We start from the raw sequence: 15237 nt of genomic DNA, 5'->3' as shown, positions 1-15237 counted from the left end.
CTTCCGTGAACACGTCGGCCCGTCTCTGCTCGTAACTCCCCGCAAAAAGCCCATTAATTTCCGATAAGGCGTCAATTGCGACGGGGTGAGCGATCACCCTTTCGTGTGCTTTTCACCAAAGACCTCAAGGGAGTTGGAAACGAAGCCGACAAAGGATGCGTGAGTACCCTTGCGCACACCATGATGACCGCCGCCCGCTCCGCAGACTCCGGCCTCGCGAGCCCGGGCGAACTCGACCGCTACCCCTACGTCGAGGCCCCCGCCGTCGACCGCGTCGGGGCCTCTGCCTGGGACGGCGCGGATCCGGAGCTGGGCCGTGTGGGCCGGCGGACCACGGGCAGCCGCGGCCGCGGGCTGCACGGCCAACTCGTCCAGCAGTTGGGTCAGATGATCGTTTCCGGGGACCTCGGCGCCGACCGCCCGCTGGTGCCGGAGGAGATCGGCCAGCGCTTCGAGGTCTCCCGCACCGTCGTCCGCGAGTCGCTCCGCGTCCTGGAGGCCAAGGGCCTGGTCAGCGCCCGACCGAACGTCGGCACGCGCGTGCGCCCCGTCAGCGACTGGAACCTCCTCGACCCGGACATCATCGAGTGGCGGGCCTTCGGGCCACAGCGCGACAGCCAGCGCCGTGAGCTCAGCGAGCTGCGCTGGACGATCGAGCCGCTCGCCGCCTGCCTGGCGGCCGGCCACGGACGGGAGGACGTCCAGCAGCGGCTGACCGACATGGTCGAGATCATGGGCCACGCCATGGGGCAGGGGGACGCCCTGACCTTCGCCCGCGCCGACGCCGAGTTCCACTCCCTGCTCATCCAGATCGCCGGCAACCGGATGCTGGAGCACCTCTCCGGGATCGTGTCCGTCGCACTGCAGGTCTCGGGCGGCCCGGTCACGGGCTGTGAGCGGCCGAACGAGGCGTCCCTGGTGCAGCACGGCCGGATCGTCGACGCCCTCGCCGACGGCGACGGCGCGGCGGCCGAGGCGGCCATGCGGCAACTGCTCACGGTCCACCCAGAGGTGGAACGCGTGGTGCCCGCCCCGCGCGAGCACTGACCGCGTTCCGCGGACGGCGCGGTCCGGCCTGCCATCCCCCTCCTGTGGCAGCGCCCCACCGATGAGCCGTCCCCCGTCGGACCCCGCGGGATCGTTGACGATCCCGCGGGGTCCGACGCCCAGAACGGCGTGGCAGACTCGGAGAGGTGGCCTCCTCGCCCCCGAGTGAACGCTTTCATGGTTGTTTGACAGATTTTATGCGCTTGCGGGGTGTGACTCGGGCCACGCGGATCGGGCGTAACGCTCCTGGGAAGAATGCGATGACCTAAGAGGTGACAGCCGCGGAGGGAATACGGACGCCGTTCATGGCGCTGTGCATCTTCCCCGGCCCCCGCCCGCGCCGTCGGCCCATCCCCAAGCCGGCGGTCGGCTCCTGTCCACTGTGGACGGGGCCGGAAGCCGTTTTCCAACGTTCCGAGAGGTTGTTCGTGTCGGCCAGCACATCCCGTACGCTCCCGCCGGAGATCGCCGAGTCCGTCTCTGTCATGGCGCTCATCGAGCGGGGAAAGGCTGAGGGGCAGATCGCCGGCGATGACGTGCGTCGGGCCTTCGAAGCTGACCAGATTCCGGCCACTCAGTGGAAGAACGTACTGCGCAGCCTCAATCAGATCCTCGAGGAAGAGGGTGTGACGCTGATGGTCAGTGCCGCAGAGCCCAAGCGCACCCGCAAGAGCGTCGCAGCGAAGAGTCCCGCCAAGCGCACCGCCACCAAGACGGTCGCCGCCAAGACGGTGACCGCCCGGAAGGCCAGCGCCACCGCGACTCCGGCGGAGTCCGCCGCCGACCCTGCCGTCGAGGAGGAGGCACCCGCCAAGAAGGCGGCTGCCAAGAAGACGACCGCGAAGAAGACGGCCGCCAAGAAGACCACGGCCAAGAAGACGGCCGCCAAGAAGACCACGGCCAAGAAGGACGACGGCGAGCCGGGCGACGACGAGGCCATCGAGGAGACCAAGGCCGCGGAGGAGCCCGAGGGCGCCGAGAACGCCGGTTTCGTGCTCTCCGACGAGGACGAGGACGACGCGCCCGCCCAGCAGGTCGCCGCCGCCGGTGCCACCGCCGACCCGGTCAAGGACTACCTCAAGCAGATCGGCAAGGTCCCCCTGCTCAACGCCGAGCAGGAGGTCGAGCTCGCCAAGCGCATCGAGGCGGGTCTGTTCGCCGAGGACAAGCTGGCCAACTCCGACAAGCTGGCGCCCAAGCTCAAGCGCGAGCTGGAGATCATCGCCGAGGACGGCCGCCGCGCCAAGAACCACCTCCTGGAGGCCAACCTCCGCCTGGTGGTCTCCCTGGCCAAGCGCTACACCGGCCGCGGCATGCTCTTCCTGGACCTCATCCAGGAGGGCAACCTCGGTCTGATCCGCGCGGTGGAGAAGTTCGACTACACCAAGGGCTACAAGTTCTCCACGTACGCCACCTGGTGGATCCGTCAGGCGATCACCCGCGCGATGGCCGACCAGGCGCGCACCATCCGTATCCCGGTGCACATGGTCGAGGTCATCAACAAGCTCGCGCGCGTGCAGCGCCAGATGCTCCAGGACCTGGGCCGCGAGCCCACCCCGGAGGAGCTGGCCAAGGAACTCGACATGACCCCGGAGAAGGTCATCGAGGTCCAGAAGTACGGCCGCGAGCCCATCTCCCTGCACACCCCGCTGGGCGAGGACGGCGACAGCGAGTTCGGTGACCTCATCGAGGACTCCGAGGCGGTCGTCCCGGCCGACGCGGTCAGCTTCACGCTGCTGCAGGAGCAGCTGCACTCCGTCCTGGACACCCTGTCCGAGCGCGAGGCGGGCGTCGTCTCCATGCGCTTCGGTCTCACCGACGGTCAGCCGAAGACCCTCGACGAGATCGGCAAGGTGTACGGCGTCACGCGCGAGCGCATCCGCCAGATCGAGTCCAAGACCATGTCGAAGCTGCGCCACCCGTCGCGCTCCCAGGTGCTGCGCGACTACCTGGACTAGGTCCGCCCGCCACGACGCACCGTCGTGTGCCGGCCTGTGTCAGGCCCGGTTCCCGTTCCCGGGAGCCGGGCCTTCGCGTTGCCGCGAGGGTGCGGGCACGGGTGGGGGCCGTCACTGTGGGTGCCTAGGGATCACCCCAGTGTGAGGAGCGTGCATGCGACGTCGTCTTGCCCGGGTCCTGGCCCGGCCGCTGGCCCTCGCGGCCGCCGCGACCGTCATACCGTTGGCCTCGGCCGTTCCGGCGGCCGCCGACAGCATCGTCGTCGGCGGCTTCCCCGTCGATGTCTCGGAGGGTCCGTGGACAGTGGCGCTGTCCAGCCGTGACCGGTTCGGAGGTACGCGAGCGGGACAGTTCTGCGGGGGTGTGGCGGTCGGCCGGACCACCGTGCTCACCGCGGCCCACTGCATGGACGAGGAGGTGCTGGGGGCGTCCCCGGAGCGCGTGGGCGATCTCCGGGTGATCACGGGGCGTACGGAACTGCTCTCGGAACGCGGTCGGGAGATCGCCGTACGCGACACCTGGGTGAACCCGGGCTACGACGGCGTCACCAACTCCGGCGACTTCGCCGTGCTCAGTCTGGCCGAGCCGCTGCCCTCGAGCTCGGTCATAGCCATGGCCGGGACCGGTGACCCCGCGTACCGGTCGGGCACCGCGGCCATGGTTTACGGGTGGGGGGACACCACGGGTTCCGGTTCCTACGCCGGCAGCCTGCACGCGGCGCGCGTGCGGGTGCAGCCCGACGCGCTGTGCGAGGAGGCGTATCCGGGTGGCTCCGTGGGGACCTACCGCGCCGAGACGATGCTGTGCGCGGGAGAGGTGCAGGGGGGCCGGGACGCCTGCCAGGGGGACAGCGGAGGGCCGCTGGTGGCCCAGGGACGGCTGATAGGCCTCGTGTCCTGGGGGACGGGGTGCGGCTGGGCGGGCAGTCCCGGGGTGTACACGCGTGTCTCCGACATCCTGCGGGCCCTCGGGTGGCCTGGCAAGGGCTGAGAGCCCGCGGAAGGGCCCCAGCGGGCCGCCGAGCAGCCCCTGGCGCGTGCGGGCATGAGACGGGCGGCCGCCTCCGAGATGGAGGCAGCCGCCCGCTCACCGGCCTGTGCCGGGCTGCTCGTCGTCGGACGCGAGGTGTCGGCGCTCTGTCAGTGCTCCTCTTCGGAAGCGGTCGCCGGAGGGGTGGTGAGCCGCTCCGTCTCGTCCTGTATCTCAGCGGCGATCTTCTTGAGTTCCGGCTCGAACTTGCGGCCGTGGTGGGCGCAGAAGAGCAGTTCTCCGCCGCTCAGCAGGACGACGCGCAGGTATGCCTGGGCACCGCAGCGGTCGCAGCGATCGGCGGCCGTCAGTGGGCTCGCGGGGGTCAGAACAGTAGTCACGTCGCCTCTTCTCTAGCTCGACGAGCTGTCGTACCAGGGTCAACATCCAACCAGCCCCAAAACGTTCCCGCTCGTGGCTTCTCCTCGAAAAAATCTTTCCGAGGTGGGTGGCTGTTGCCGGTTGGCGGCGAATGTGCCGTAGTGCGTGTCTGATGTGTCGTACGGATTCGCGGTCGTATCGGTGGTCGGCCCTCCCGGCTGGCTTGCCGGTTGTTCATGAGGACGTGCCCGGAGCCTAAATGGTTCATGCCTCGAAGGGAACGTGATGTGTGCTTCACTCCATCGAGGGATCGAACAAGCATGCGACCCTCGACTAGGGTGGACGCAAGTGAGGGTGGCGTTACAACGGCTCTACCAGGCCTCGGTACCCTCTCACCGGTGACTGAAGCCGCGCCCTTACCCAAAAGGGCCGCATCTGAAATTCAGCGAGGAGCGAACCGCGTGACCGCCGAGACGTCCGTGCCGTCCACAGCGCTGCTGGCAGGAGCAGACCGGGACGGTTCCAACTACACCGCGCGGCACCTGCTCGTCCTCGAAGGACTCGAGGCCGTGCGGAAGCGCCCCGGAATGTACATCGGGTCGACCGACAGCCGCGGTCTGATGCACTGCCTCTGGGAGATCATCGACAACTCCGTGGACGAGGCCCTCGGAGGCTACTGCGACCACATCGACGTGGTCCTCCACGACGACGGCTCGGTGGAGGTCCGGGACAACGGCCGGGGCATCCCGGTCGACGTCGAGCCCAAGACCGGCCTCTCCGGCGTCGAGGTCGTCATGACCAAGCTGCACGCCGGCGGCAAGTTCGGCGGCGGATCGTACGCCGCCTCCGGCGGTCTGCACGGCGTCGGCGCCTCCGTCGTCAACGCGCTGTCCGCGCGGCTGGACGTCGAGGTGGACCGGGGCGGGAACACCCATGCGATCAGCTTCCGGCGCGGTGTCCCCGGAGCCTTCGCCGCCGTGGGTCCGGACGCGAAGTTCGAGGCCGGGAGCGGGCTGCGCAGGGCCAAGAAGATCCCGAAGACCCGCACCGGCACACGTGTGCGTTACTGGGCCGACCGCCAGATCTTCCTCAAGGACGCCAAGCTCGCCCTGGACACGCTGCACCAGCGCGCCCGCCAGACCGCGTTCCTGGTCCCCGGCCTGACCATCGTCGTCCGCGACGAGTACGGGCTGGGCGACGGTGGCAGCAAGGGTGAGGAGTCGTTCCGCTTCGACGGCGGCATCAGCGAGTTCTGCGAGTTCCTGGCCTCCGACCGGCCCGTCTGCGACACCCTCCGCTTCACCGGACAGGGCACCTTCAAGGAGACCGTCCCGGTCCTCGACGAGCACGGTCAGATGACGCCCACCGAGGTCACCCGCGAGCTCGGTGTCGACGTCGCGATGCGCTGGGGGACCGGTTACGACACGACCCTCAGGTCGTTCGTCAACATCATCGCCACCCCCAAGGGCGGCACCCATGTCGCAGGCTTCGAGCAGGCCGTCGCCAAGACGATGAACGAGGTGCTGCGGGCCAAGAAGATGCTGCGCGTGGCCGAGGACGACATCGTCAAGGACGACGCCCTCGAGGGCCTCACCGCGGTGGTCACGGTCCGCCTCGCCGAGCCGCAGTTCGAGGGCCAGACCAAGGAGGTCCTCGGCACCTCGGCGGCCCGCCGCATCGTGAACAACGTGATCGCCAGGGAACTCAAGGCGTTCCTGACCTCCACCAGGCGTGACGACGCCCAGCAGGCCCGCGTCGTCATGGAGAAGGCCGTCGCCGCGGCCCGGACCCGCATCGCGGCCCGTCAGCACAAGGACGCCCAGCGCCGCAAGACGGCCCTGGAGACCTCCTCGCTGCCCGCCAAGCTCGCCGACTGCCGCAGTGACGACGTCGACCGCAGCGAGCTGTTCATCGTCGAGGGGGACTCCGCGCTCGGCACGGCCAAGCTCGCCCGGAACTCCGAGTTCCAGGCGCTCCTGCCGATCCGCGGAAAGATCCTCAACGTCCAGAAGTCGTCCGTGACGGACATGCTGAAGAACGCCGAGTGCGGTGCGATCATCCAGGTCATAGGAGCCGGCTCGGGCCGGACCTTCGACATCGACACGGCTCGCTACGGCAAGATCATCATGATGACCGACGCCGATGTCGACGGCTCCCACATCCGCACCCTGCTGCTGACCCTGTTCCACCGCTACATGCGGCCCATGGTCGAGGCGGGCCGGGTGTTCGCCGCGGTGCCGCCGCTGCACCGCATCGAGCTGATCCAGCCCAAGAAGGGCCAGGACAAGTACGTCTACACGTACTCGGACCGGGAACTGCGCGACAAGATCATGGAGTTCCAGAGCAAGAACATCCGCTACAAGGACTCGATCCAGCGCTACAAGGGCCTCGGCGAGATGGACGCCGACCAGCTGGCCGAGACCACCATGGACCCGCGTCACCGCACCCTGCGCCGGATCAACCTCACCGACCTGGAGGCCGCCGAGCAGGTCTTCGACCTCCTCATGGGCAACGACGTCGCCCCGCGCAAGGAGTTCATCTCCAGCTCCGCGGCGACCCTGGACCGCTCACGCATCGACGCCTAGCGGGCGCGCCGGGCGCGCACGGTCCAGTCACCTGATGGGGTGAAGCGGAACGGGAAGAAGAGTCGGGGATCTTCCCGTTCTGTCCATCCTTGGGCATGCAGCGAAGCAACTCGGTGGACGTGAGGTACGACGATCCCTGGTACGACGCCCTCGCCTCGGGCTGGGGCGAGTCGGCCGGCCCGGCGGAGGCGGCGGCGCCGGCCCGCCGCGCGGACGGGGCCGACGTCTACCTCGAAGTACAGCGCAGCGCGGCCTTCCAGGAGGTGCGCAGCCGGTACCGGCGGTTCGTGGTGCCGGCGGTCGCCACCTTCCTCACCTGGTACGTGGCGTACGTCGTGACCGCCACGACCGCGCCGGGACTGATGGCACGGCCCGTCGCGGGCGCCGTGAACCTGGGCATGCTCGCCGGGCTCGGCCAGTTCCTGACCACCTTCCTGCTCACCTGGGCCTACGTCCGCCATGCCCGGCTGCGCCGGGACCGGGCGGCGCTGGAACTGCGCTGGGACGCCCAGGAACTGGCGCGCGGGAGAGGCGGGGCGGCATGACGGGCGATCACCGGATGCCGGCGCTGCTGCTGTTCGGCGTGTTCGTCGCGGTGACCCTGGGCATCACGACCTGGGTGAGCCGCCACCGGCAGGGTTCGGCGGAGGAGTTCTACGCGGGCGGCCGGCTCTTCTCTCCGATGCAAAATGGTTTTGCCATCGCGGGCGACTACATGTCGGCCGCGTCCTTCCTCGGCATCTCCGGACTCATCGCGCTCGTCGGCTACGACGGGATGCTCTACTCGGTGGGCTTCCTGGTGGCCTGGCTGGTGGTCCTGTTCCTGGTCGCGGAACTGGTGCGCAACTGCGGTCGGTTCACGCTCGCCGACGTGGTCGCCGCGCGCATGCGGGAGCGGCCGGTGCGGATCGCGGCGGGAACCTCGTCGGTCACCGTGTCCGTTCTGTATCTGGTGGCGCAGATGGTGGGCGCGGGCAGTCTGGTCGCGCTGCTGCTCGGGGGCACGGGCGAGGCGGCCCGGGCCTGGACCGTCGTCGGCGTCGGCGTGCTCATGGTGATCTACGTGTCGTTGGGAGGGATGCGGGCCACCACCTGGATCCAGATCGTCAAGGCGGTCCTGCTGCTCGGCGGCACCATCGCGCTGACCTTCCTCGTCCTGCTGCGGTTCCACGGCGACTTCAACCGGCTGCTCCTCACCGCGGCCGAACGCAGCGGTCACGGTGCGGCGTTCCTGGCCCCCGGGCTCGCCTACGGCGGGGACTGGACCGCGCGGTTCGACTTCATCAGCCTGGGTCTCGCGCTGGTGCTCGGCACGGCGGGGCTGCCGCACATCCTGTCCCGCTTCTACACCGTCCCCACCGCGCGAGCGGCACGGCGGTCGGTCGTCTGGGCGATCGGCCTCATCGGCGGTTTCTACCTGATGACGATCGTGCTCGGCTTCGGCGCCGCCGCCCTCGTCGGACCGGACGCCGTGCGCGCCTCGAACACGTCCGGGAACACGGCGGTGCCGCTGCTGGCGCTCGACCTGGGCGGCGGCGCCGGCTCCACGGGCGGCACGGTCCTGTTCGCGATCGTCGCCGCGGTCGCCTTCGCCACGATCCTCGCCGTGGTCGCCGGGATCACGCTCGCCTCCTCGGCGTCCGTCGCGCACGACCTGTACGCCTCCCTGCGACGCCGGCGCGGGAAGCCGCGCAGCGAGGTGGCGGTGGCCCGGGTCGCCGCGGTCGGCGTCGGCCTGGTCGCGATCGGCCTCGGCCTGCTGGCCCGCGATCTCAACGTCGCGTTCCTGGTGGGCCTCGCCTTCGCCGTGGCCGCGTCCGCGAACCTGCCCGTGCTGCTGTACTCGCTGTTCTGGCGCGGCTTCACCACACGCGGTGCCGTGTGGGCCGTGTACGGAGGTCTGATCCCGGCCGTGGTGCTGGTGCTGCTGTCCCCCGTGGTGTCGGGCAGCCCCGCATCCCTCTTCCCGGGCGCGGACTTCCAGCTCTTCCCGCTGCAGAACCCCGGTCTGGTCTCCATCCCGCTGGGCTTCCTCGCGGGCTGGCTCGGCACGCTCACCTCGCCCGAGGTTCCCGACGAGGCCAAGCACGCGGAGACCGAGGTGCGCTCACTGACCGGAGCGGGAGCGGTGTAGAGCGCCCGGCGGAGACGGACGGCGCCGCCATCCGCAAGGGGAAAGGGCACGGTTCTTTCCCCCGCCCCCACGGGCCGTGCCCTCAGGCGCGGGTCGCCCACACATAACGGTGCTCCGGGCGGCCCGCGTCGCCGTACTTCAGGGTCAGCGTGGCCCGTCCCGTGCGCTCCAGGAGCTTCAGATAGCGCTGGGCGGTCTGGCGGCTCACCCCCGTGCGTTCGGCGATCTCCTGGGCCGACAGCGGGCCGTCGGCGTTCATCAGGGACTGCCGTACCAGTTCGGCGGTGGTGGGGGAGTGCCCCTTGGGCAGCTGGGGCTCGGACGACGCCGACAGCGCGCCGAAGATGCGGTCCACCTCCGCCTGCTCCGCCTCACCGCCGCCGTCGAGGGTGCGGCGCAGCTCCGCGTACGCCTCCAGTTTGGCGCGCAGCCCGGCGAAGGCGAACGGCTTGACCAGGTACTGCAGGGCGCCCTGGCGCATCGCCGCCTGCACCGTGGACACGTCACGGGCCGCCGTCACCATGATCACGTCGGTCTGGTGCCCGCGCCGGCGCATCTCCTGCACCACCTCGAGCCCCGTCTCGTCGGGCAGATAGTGGTCCAGGAGGACGAGATCCAGCCGGGGCAGCGCCTCCAGCCGGTCGAGCGCCTCGGCCGCGCTGTGCGCCTGACCGGCGACATGGAAGCCGGGCACCTTCTCGACGTATGCGGCGTTGACCCGCGCGACCCGGACGTCGTCGTCCACCACCAGGACCTCGATCACCGCGACTCCTCCTCGGCGCTCACCGGGCCGGCCGCCCCGGCGAGAGCGGGTTCCGCGCCCGGCTCGGTCAGGGCCTCGGGCAGCACGACGGTGAACTCCGCGCCCCCGCCGTGCGCCTCGCCCACGTTCGCGCTGCCCCCCTGCCGCTCGGCGAGCCTGCGCACCAGCGGCAGCCCGATGCCCCGCTCGCGGTGGGCCGGCGGCTCCTTGGTGGACCAGCCCTCGCTGAAGATCAACTCGCGGTGCTCCGGCGGAATTCCGGGCCCGGTGTCGCGTACCACGAGCACCGCCGTACGCCCCTCGGCGCGCAGTTCGACCTCCACGCGCGCGTGCGGTGTACCGGCGACGGCGTCCAGGGCGTTGTCCACCAGGTTGCCGACGACGGTGACGAGCCCCCTGGGGTCGATCAGCCGGTCCGGCAGTCGGGTCCCGTCCGACACCCACAGCGCCACCCCGCGCTCGGCCGCGACCGTCGCCTTGCCCACCAGCAGTGCCGCGAGCAGAGGGTCCCGGATCTTCTCGGTGACCTGCTCCGACGTGGCCCGGTGATCGCCGACGACCTCGCCGACGAACTCCACCGCGTCCTCGTACATCTCGAGCTCCAGCAGCCCCAGGAGGGTGTGCATGCGGTTCGCGTGTTCGTGGTCCTGGGCGCGCAGCGCGTCGATGAGTCCGCGCGTGGAGTCCAGCTCCCGGCCGAGCCGGTCCAGCTCCGTGCGGTCGCGCAGGGTGGCCACGGCGCCGCCGTCGTCCGTCGGCATCCGGTTGGCGACCAGGACACGCCGGCCGCGGACGGTGAGCAGATCGGTACCGGTCACCCGTCCGGCCAGCACATCGGCGGTGCGTCCCGTGCCGAGCGCCAGGTCGGGGGAGTGGCCGACGGCCTCCTCACCGATCCCCAGCAGGCGCTGCGCCTCGTCGTTCAGCAGGCGGATACGGCCGGCGCGGTCCAGGGCGACGACGCCCTCCCGGATGCCGTGCAGCATCGCCTCACGCTCCGCGAGCAACGCCGCGATGTCGGAGAAGGCCAGGTCGCGGGTCTGCCGCTGCACCCGCCGGGAGATCAGCCAGGCCGCGAGCGCGCCCACGGCCAGGGCACCGCCGGCGTACGCGAACAGTCCGGGGATGGCGTGGATCAGCCGGGCCCGGACGCTGTCGTAGGAGATGCCGACGGAGACCGCCCCGACGATCTCGCCGTCGTCGTCACGCAGCGGCACCTTGCCCCGCGCGGAGCGCCCCAGGGTGCCCTCGTCGATCTCCATGACGTCATGTCCGGCCAGCGCCTCACCGGGGTCGGTCGACACCAGGCCGCCGATCCGCTCCGGATCGGTGTGCGACCAGCGCACGCCCCGCACATCCAGCACCACGACGTACTCGGCACCGGTGGCCTTCCGGATCCGTTCGGCCTCCCGCTGCACCGGCCCGTCCGGGGAGGGTGTCGTCCCGCGCAGGTCCCGTACCAGCTGCGGCTGCTGGGCGGTGGTCTGCGCGATCGCGAGCGCGCGGCGCATCGCCTGGTCGTCCAGCTGGTCGCCGAGCGGTGCGAGGAACAGTCCGGTGGCCAGCACCGCGACTCCCGCGGCGATCGCCAGCTGCATCAGCAGGACCTGAGAGAACACCCGCCGCGGCAGGCCGAGGCGCAGGCGGCGTGCGGGGGGAGTGGAGCTCATACCCATGACGGTACGTGGGCGGGCGCGGGGTGCCGCGGGGGTGTGGCGGGGATCTCCTGAGCCCGGGGGAAGGGGTGGTCAGCTCGCCAGCGCGGTCAGGGCCACCTCGCGGACGCCCACGACGTCCATCCGGGCGGGCGAGCCGAGCACCGACCCGCAGCTCTCCGGACGGGGCGGCAGGGACGCGCCCTGGACGATCTCCACCAGCCACCGGCGCCCGTCCACGTGGGCGACGGTCACCTCCCAGCGGGGCGCCGCGCCGTCCGTCCGTACGACGCTCAGGGCCTGCGCGGCGTGCTCGCCCACCGCGCGCCGGACGGCCAGCTCGGCCGCCTGGCCGGGCCGCTCCCAGGCGGAACCTCCCCGGCACCCCTCGACGACGATCCGGCCCTCCCTCGCGCCGTGCAGCACCTCCTTGACGGCGTGTGCCTCGGCCCGCCCGTACGCGTAGCCGTACGGCAGCACGAGCACCGTGGGGGAGAAGCGGTGACCGCCCAGGTGGGTGACCTCCCAGACACCCTCGACCCCGGAGGCGGCGAGTTCGGCGGCCAGGGGCCGCCCGAGGAGGGCGCAGCAGCGGTCGCGTTTGCCGTTGGTGCAGACGAGGGCGAGGGGGTCGCCCTCGTGGGGCCGTCCGCCGAGCGCGGTCGCGAAGGACTCCGGCTCGCCCCTGCCGAGCGCGGCGAAGTCGAGGCCGAGCAGGCGTTCGGGGTCCCTGATGGTGGCGGTGTGCAGCCACACGTCTCCGGGAACGGTGTGGGCCACGTACACCCGACGCGTGGCGGGCATCCGGCAGTCCGCGTGCCGCCCGGGCCGCCGTATGAGCGCGATACGCACCCCGCTGCCCTTCGCGGCGGCCTCCAGGGCGCGGCCCAGCGCGGGGTCGAGGTGGCTGGAGGTGAGCGCCTTGGCGCCCCAGGGGCCGGGCTGCTCCAGCAGCAGCCAGGTCCGCGCGACGGCCGCGGTTCCCGCGACCGGCTCATCGAGCTCGCGGGAGACGTTCGAACACGTGCTACTCACAGAGGTGAGCCTAACCTGACTTGCCCACGAGTGGCTTGTCGGGCCACCCGCACATCGTGGGCCGGCACGTCCGCGGGCGAGCGTGACGTGAGTGACGACAATTGCCCTAAACGTGGCTGATCATCGATTCTTCGCTTACTCGTCACTCTTCCGGAGGATTCCTCGGAGCCCGAGTGTTTTCACGCCTCCGGGTGATAGGAATGCCGCAAGCGCTGCGTCCGTGAGGCGTGACCTGGCGGCGGTCACCTGCGCGCCTCGCTCACCGGGGGCTCAGGTGTGAGAGAGACTGCCCTCGCGCATCGCGCGGCAGCGGGCGCAGGCGCGCTTGTGCCTTGAGACAAAGGAAATTGAACAGTGAGTCAGATCATCCGCCGTCTCGGCGTTGCTCCACGTCACCGAGGCAGCACGAATGGTGGGACGTGTCCCGACATTTTTGAGTTGGCCGACGGAAATTTCGCTGTCATCGGCACTGACATGACTGACTCCCTGGACGCGGACCTTCCCACAGACGCGGCCCGCGCGGACTACGAGCGCATCGTCGTGATCACACGCGAGACCTTGGTCAGGGCGAAGGCCGACATCCCCGACGCGTGACCGGGCTCCTGACGGACCGGGGTCCGGACGCTCCGACGCACCGCCCGGACCCGTGCCGTCAGTTCTCGGTGGGAGGCTCGCCGACCACCCACCACTCGTCGGTCTCCGCCTCCTCCAGCTGCCGGAGCAGGTCGTCGACGAGCAGTCCCATTTCCGCCTCTTCGGTGTTCGCGATGCTCGCCCGCTGCTGCTGGGTGGCGTACCAGTACTCCCTGACGATCGGATTCTGGAAAGTGCCCCGGGCGCGTTGGTAGAACTCGTCCTTGGACAGATTCCCGATGCGGTAATAGAACAGCAGGTTGGTGTACAAGGCGTTGGCGTACAAGTACTGCCGACGCTTCGCGGGAGAAGCGGGCACCTCGAAGATGTCCAGGACCTCGGCGAGCTCGGGGTCGTCGATGGCCTTGCTCAGCAATTCCCAGTGCTGGCGCTGCTGGCTCGCCAGATCGGCGTTGTGCTGAGTGCGTGCCTGCTTCTCCAGGATCTCGAGACGTGCGTGCAGTGACTCGAGCGTGTGGCGCTGGGCCGCCACGGTGACGAGGACGCCCGCCGCCATGCCGAGACCGGCCAGGGCGGCGGCGCCGATTCCCCGTATCCCACTGTTCTGTGTGGCCATGTCAAATACCCCCGATCAGGCCGCCGTCCGCCGGTCGTCGGGTTGCGGGTCGACGGTAGGTAACCGGCGAGCGGTGGGCGGCGCTTGCCGCCTTCCAGGGTGCCGAGCGGCTCTGATCGGCGGGAAGGCGGCCAGGCGGCGCACGGAGGGAAGCGAGGGTCGCACAAACCGGCGCCTTGCCCAACGTCTGCCCCGTGGATGCTGCTAACAATCGTTCACTTCGCCGTCGTTCCGGGTACTCGTATCCTGGAGCGTCAGTCGGTCTTCGGTGCGCACGCCGTGAGCGAGCCGGTGTGCGCACAGGCGTGAGAGGGGTCGTGTGTCGGAGCGGAGCAGCGGGCGGCAGATTCCGGTGGTCGTACTGGCCGGATTTCTCGGCTCGGGGAAGACCACCCTGCTCAACCACCTTCTCCACCGCAGCGGCGGCAGCCGCATCGGTGCCGTCGTCAACGACTTCGGGGCCATCGAGATCGACGCGATGGCCGTCGCCGGGGCGCTCGGGGACTCGACCGTGTCGCTGGGCAACGGGTGCCTGTGCTGTGCCGTGGACAGCAGCGAGCTCGACGTGTACCTCGAGCGGCTGGCCCGCCCCTCCGCCGGGATCGACGTCATCGTCATCGAGGCCAGCGGCCTCGCCGAGCCGCAGGAGCTCGTGCGGATGGTGCTCGCCAGCGAGCATCCGGGCATCGTGTACGGCGGACTCGTCGAGGTCCTGGACGCCGCCGAGTTCGAGGACACCCGGGCCAGGCACCCGGAGATCGACCGGCACCTCGGCCTCGCGGACCTCGTGGTCGTCAACAAGGTGGACCGGGTCACGGACGCCGCGCGTGTACTGACCCTGGTCCGGTCCCTCGTCGACCGTGCGGCCGTGGTGCCCGCCACGCACGGCCGCATCGACCCCGAGTTCCTCTTCGACTGCAGGCCCGGCGAGGAGCGCGTCGGGCAGCTGTCGTTCGACGAACTGCACCACGACGACCACGCCGGACATCTGCATGCCGCGTACGACAGCCTCTCCTTCGTGTCCGAGCGCCCGCTCGATCCACGGCGGCTGATCCGGTTCCTGGACAGCCGGCCCGAAGGGCTCTACCGGATCAAGGGGTACGTCGACTTCGGTCCGTACGACGTCGGCAACCGGTACGCCGTGCATGCCGTGGGGCGGTTCCTGCGGTTCTACCCCGAGGCCTGGCCCGCCGGTGAGGAGCGGCTCACGCAGCTCGTCCTCATCGGGTCGGGCATCGACGCCACCGCCCTCGGCAAGGAGCTGGAGGCGTGCGGGAGCGACGGCGCCCCACACGCCGACGACCACGGCATGTGGGGCGTTCTCCGCTACGTGCAGGGGGCGGCAGAGGATCCGGCGGCCTAGGAGATGTCGTTTGGATCTTGCCGGGGTCGCGGGGTCCGGCACGCCCCTCCGCGGCGTTGTCGTCGGTCCTCGACGCCCCGCGTCGACTCCCTCCTCCGCCTCGCGGCCGCACGCACCGGACCCCGCCCGGCTCGGC

Annotated in this window: 13 protein-coding genes; 8 read left to right on the top strand and 5 right to left on the bottom strand. The window is 70.4% G+C overall.

Translation table 11 applies throughout. The features are described 5' to 3' along the window. The first annotated feature begins 159 nt into the window (after positions 1-159). The 3 genes from ACH4VX_RS26230 to ACH4VX_RS26220 all read left to right on the top strand — a co-directional run bounded on the left by ACH4VX_RS26230 (position 160) and on the right by ACH4VX_RS26220 (position 3996). Positions 160-1047, top strand: a complete 888-nt coding sequence (locus ACH4VX_RS26230) for a FadR/GntR family transcriptional regulator (protein WP_398370582.1) — start codon at positions 160-162, stop codon at positions 1045-1047. Positions 1048-1475: 428 nt separating this feature from the next. Continuing rightward, positions 1476-3005, top strand: coding sequence for an RNA polymerase sigma factor (locus ACH4VX_RS26225; protein ID WP_398370581.1), 1530 nt, complete (start codon positions 1476-1478; stop codon positions 3003-3005). Positions 3006-3159: 154 nt separating this feature from the next. Continuing rightward, the gene (locus tag ACH4VX_RS26220; RefSeq protein ID WP_398370580.1) at positions 3160-3996 is read left to right on the top strand and encodes a S1 family peptidase; all 837 of its coding nucleotides are present in this window, start codon (positions 3160-3162) and stop codon (positions 3994-3996) included. Positions 3997-4145: 149 nt separating this feature from the next. On the opposite strand, the gene ACH4VX_RS26215 is transcribed toward ACH4VX_RS26220, so the two are convergent. After that, entirely contained in the window at positions 4146-4376 is a 231-nt protein-coding gene (locus tag ACH4VX_RS26215; RefSeq protein WP_398370579.1) for a hypothetical protein, read from the bottom strand. Between the two features lie 441 nt (positions 4377-4817). On the opposite strand from ACH4VX_RS26215, the gene ACH4VX_RS26210 reads away from it, so the two are divergent. From ACH4VX_RS26210 to ACH4VX_RS26200, 3 genes are all read left to right on the top strand, one after another. After that, the gene (locus ACH4VX_RS26210) at positions 4818-6941 is read left to right on the top strand and encodes a type IIA DNA topoisomerase subunit B (RefSeq protein WP_398370578.1); all 2124 of its coding nucleotides are present in this window, start codon (positions 4818-4820) and stop codon (positions 6939-6941) included. Between the two features lie 95 nt (positions 6942-7036). Continuing rightward, positions 7037-7486 (top strand): DUF485 domain-containing protein, encoded by a 450-nt coding sequence (locus ACH4VX_RS26205; RefSeq protein ID WP_398370577.1) that lies wholly within the window; start codon positions 7037-7039, stop codon positions 7484-7486. Beyond that, a complete protein-coding gene (locus tag ACH4VX_RS26200) occupies positions 7483-9075 on the top strand; it encodes a cation acetate symporter (protein ID WP_398370576.1) in 1593 nt (530 codons plus the stop codon). Before ACH4VX_RS26205 ends, ACH4VX_RS26200 begins: the two co-directional genes overlap by 4 nt. An 82-nt stretch (positions 9076-9157) precedes the next feature. Here the strand turns inward: ACH4VX_RS26200 and ACH4VX_RS26195 are convergent, their stop codons facing one another. The 3 genes from ACH4VX_RS26195 to ACH4VX_RS26185 all read right to left on the bottom strand — a co-directional run bounded on the left by ACH4VX_RS26195 (position 9158) and on the right by ACH4VX_RS26185 (position 12528). Further along, positions 9158-9838, bottom strand: a complete 681-nt coding sequence (locus ACH4VX_RS26195; protein WP_398370575.1) for a response regulator — start codon at positions 9836-9838, stop codon at positions 9158-9160. Next, entirely contained in the window at positions 9835-11508 is a 1674-nt protein-coding gene (locus ACH4VX_RS26190; RefSeq protein ID WP_398370574.1) for an ATP-binding protein, read from the bottom strand. The genes ACH4VX_RS26195 and ACH4VX_RS26190 overlap by 4 nt, the downstream gene beginning before the upstream one ends. A 78-nt stretch (positions 11509-11586) precedes the next feature. Then, positions 11587-12528 carry a sucrase ferredoxin gene (locus ACH4VX_RS26185; protein WP_398370573.1) on the bottom strand — a complete coding sequence of 314 codons (942 nt, stop codon included), beginning with the start codon at positions 12526-12528 and terminating at the stop codon, positions 11587-11589. 354 nt (positions 12529-12882) lie between these two features. On the opposite strand from ACH4VX_RS26185, the gene ACH4VX_RS26180 reads away from it, so the two are divergent. Next, on the top strand, positions 12883-13122 hold the full coding sequence (locus tag ACH4VX_RS26180; RefSeq protein WP_398370572.1) for a hypothetical protein: 240 nt from the start codon (positions 12883-12885) through the stop codon (positions 13120-13122). A 58-nt stretch (positions 13123-13180) separates the two neighbouring features. Here the strand turns inward: ACH4VX_RS26180 and ACH4VX_RS26175 are convergent, their stop codons facing one another. Then, positions 13181-13738, bottom strand: a complete 558-nt coding sequence (locus ACH4VX_RS26175; RefSeq protein ID WP_398370571.1) for a DUF6082 family protein — start codon at positions 13736-13738, stop codon at positions 13181-13183. Between the two features lie 319 nt (positions 13739-14057). Between ACH4VX_RS26175 and ACH4VX_RS26170 the strand changes: the two genes are divergently transcribed. After that, complete coding sequence (locus ACH4VX_RS26170) at positions 14058-15101, top strand: CobW family GTP-binding protein (protein ID WP_398370570.1); 1044 nt, start codon at positions 14058-14060, stop codon at positions 15099-15101. The last annotated feature ends 136 nt before the right edge of the window (positions 15102-15237 follow it).

Source organism: Streptomyces sp. NPDC020731 (assembly GCF_044334705.1).
Taxonomy (GTDB): Bacteria; Actinomycetota; Actinomycetes; order Streptomycetales; family Streptomycetaceae; genus Streptomyces.
This window is presented reverse-complemented; position numbering and strand designations above follow the sequence as displayed.

What these genes read in the sequence shown, in the direction of transcription:
- ACH4VX_RS26220 (WP_398370580.1), top strand. Translation starts at nt 3,160, where the DNA reads ATGCGACGTCGTCTTGCCCGGGTCCTGGCCCGGCCGCTGGCCCTCGCG.
- ACH4VX_RS26205 (WP_398370577.1), top strand. Translation starts at nt 7,037, where the DNA reads ATGCAGCGAAGCAACTCGGTGGACGTGAGGTACGACGATCCCTGGTAC.
- ACH4VX_RS26200 (WP_398370576.1), top strand. Translation starts at nt 7,483, where the DNA reads ATGACGGGCGATCACCGGATGCCGGCGCTGCTGCTGTTCGGCGTGTTC.
- ACH4VX_RS26190 (WP_398370574.1), bottom strand. Translation starts at nt 11,508, where the DNA reads ATGAGCTCCACTCCCCCCGCACGCCGCCTGCGCCTCGGCCTGCCGCGG.
- ACH4VX_RS26175 (WP_398370571.1), bottom strand. Translation starts at nt 13,738, where the DNA reads ATGGCCACACAGAACAGTGGGATACGGGGAATCGGCGCCGCCGCCCTG.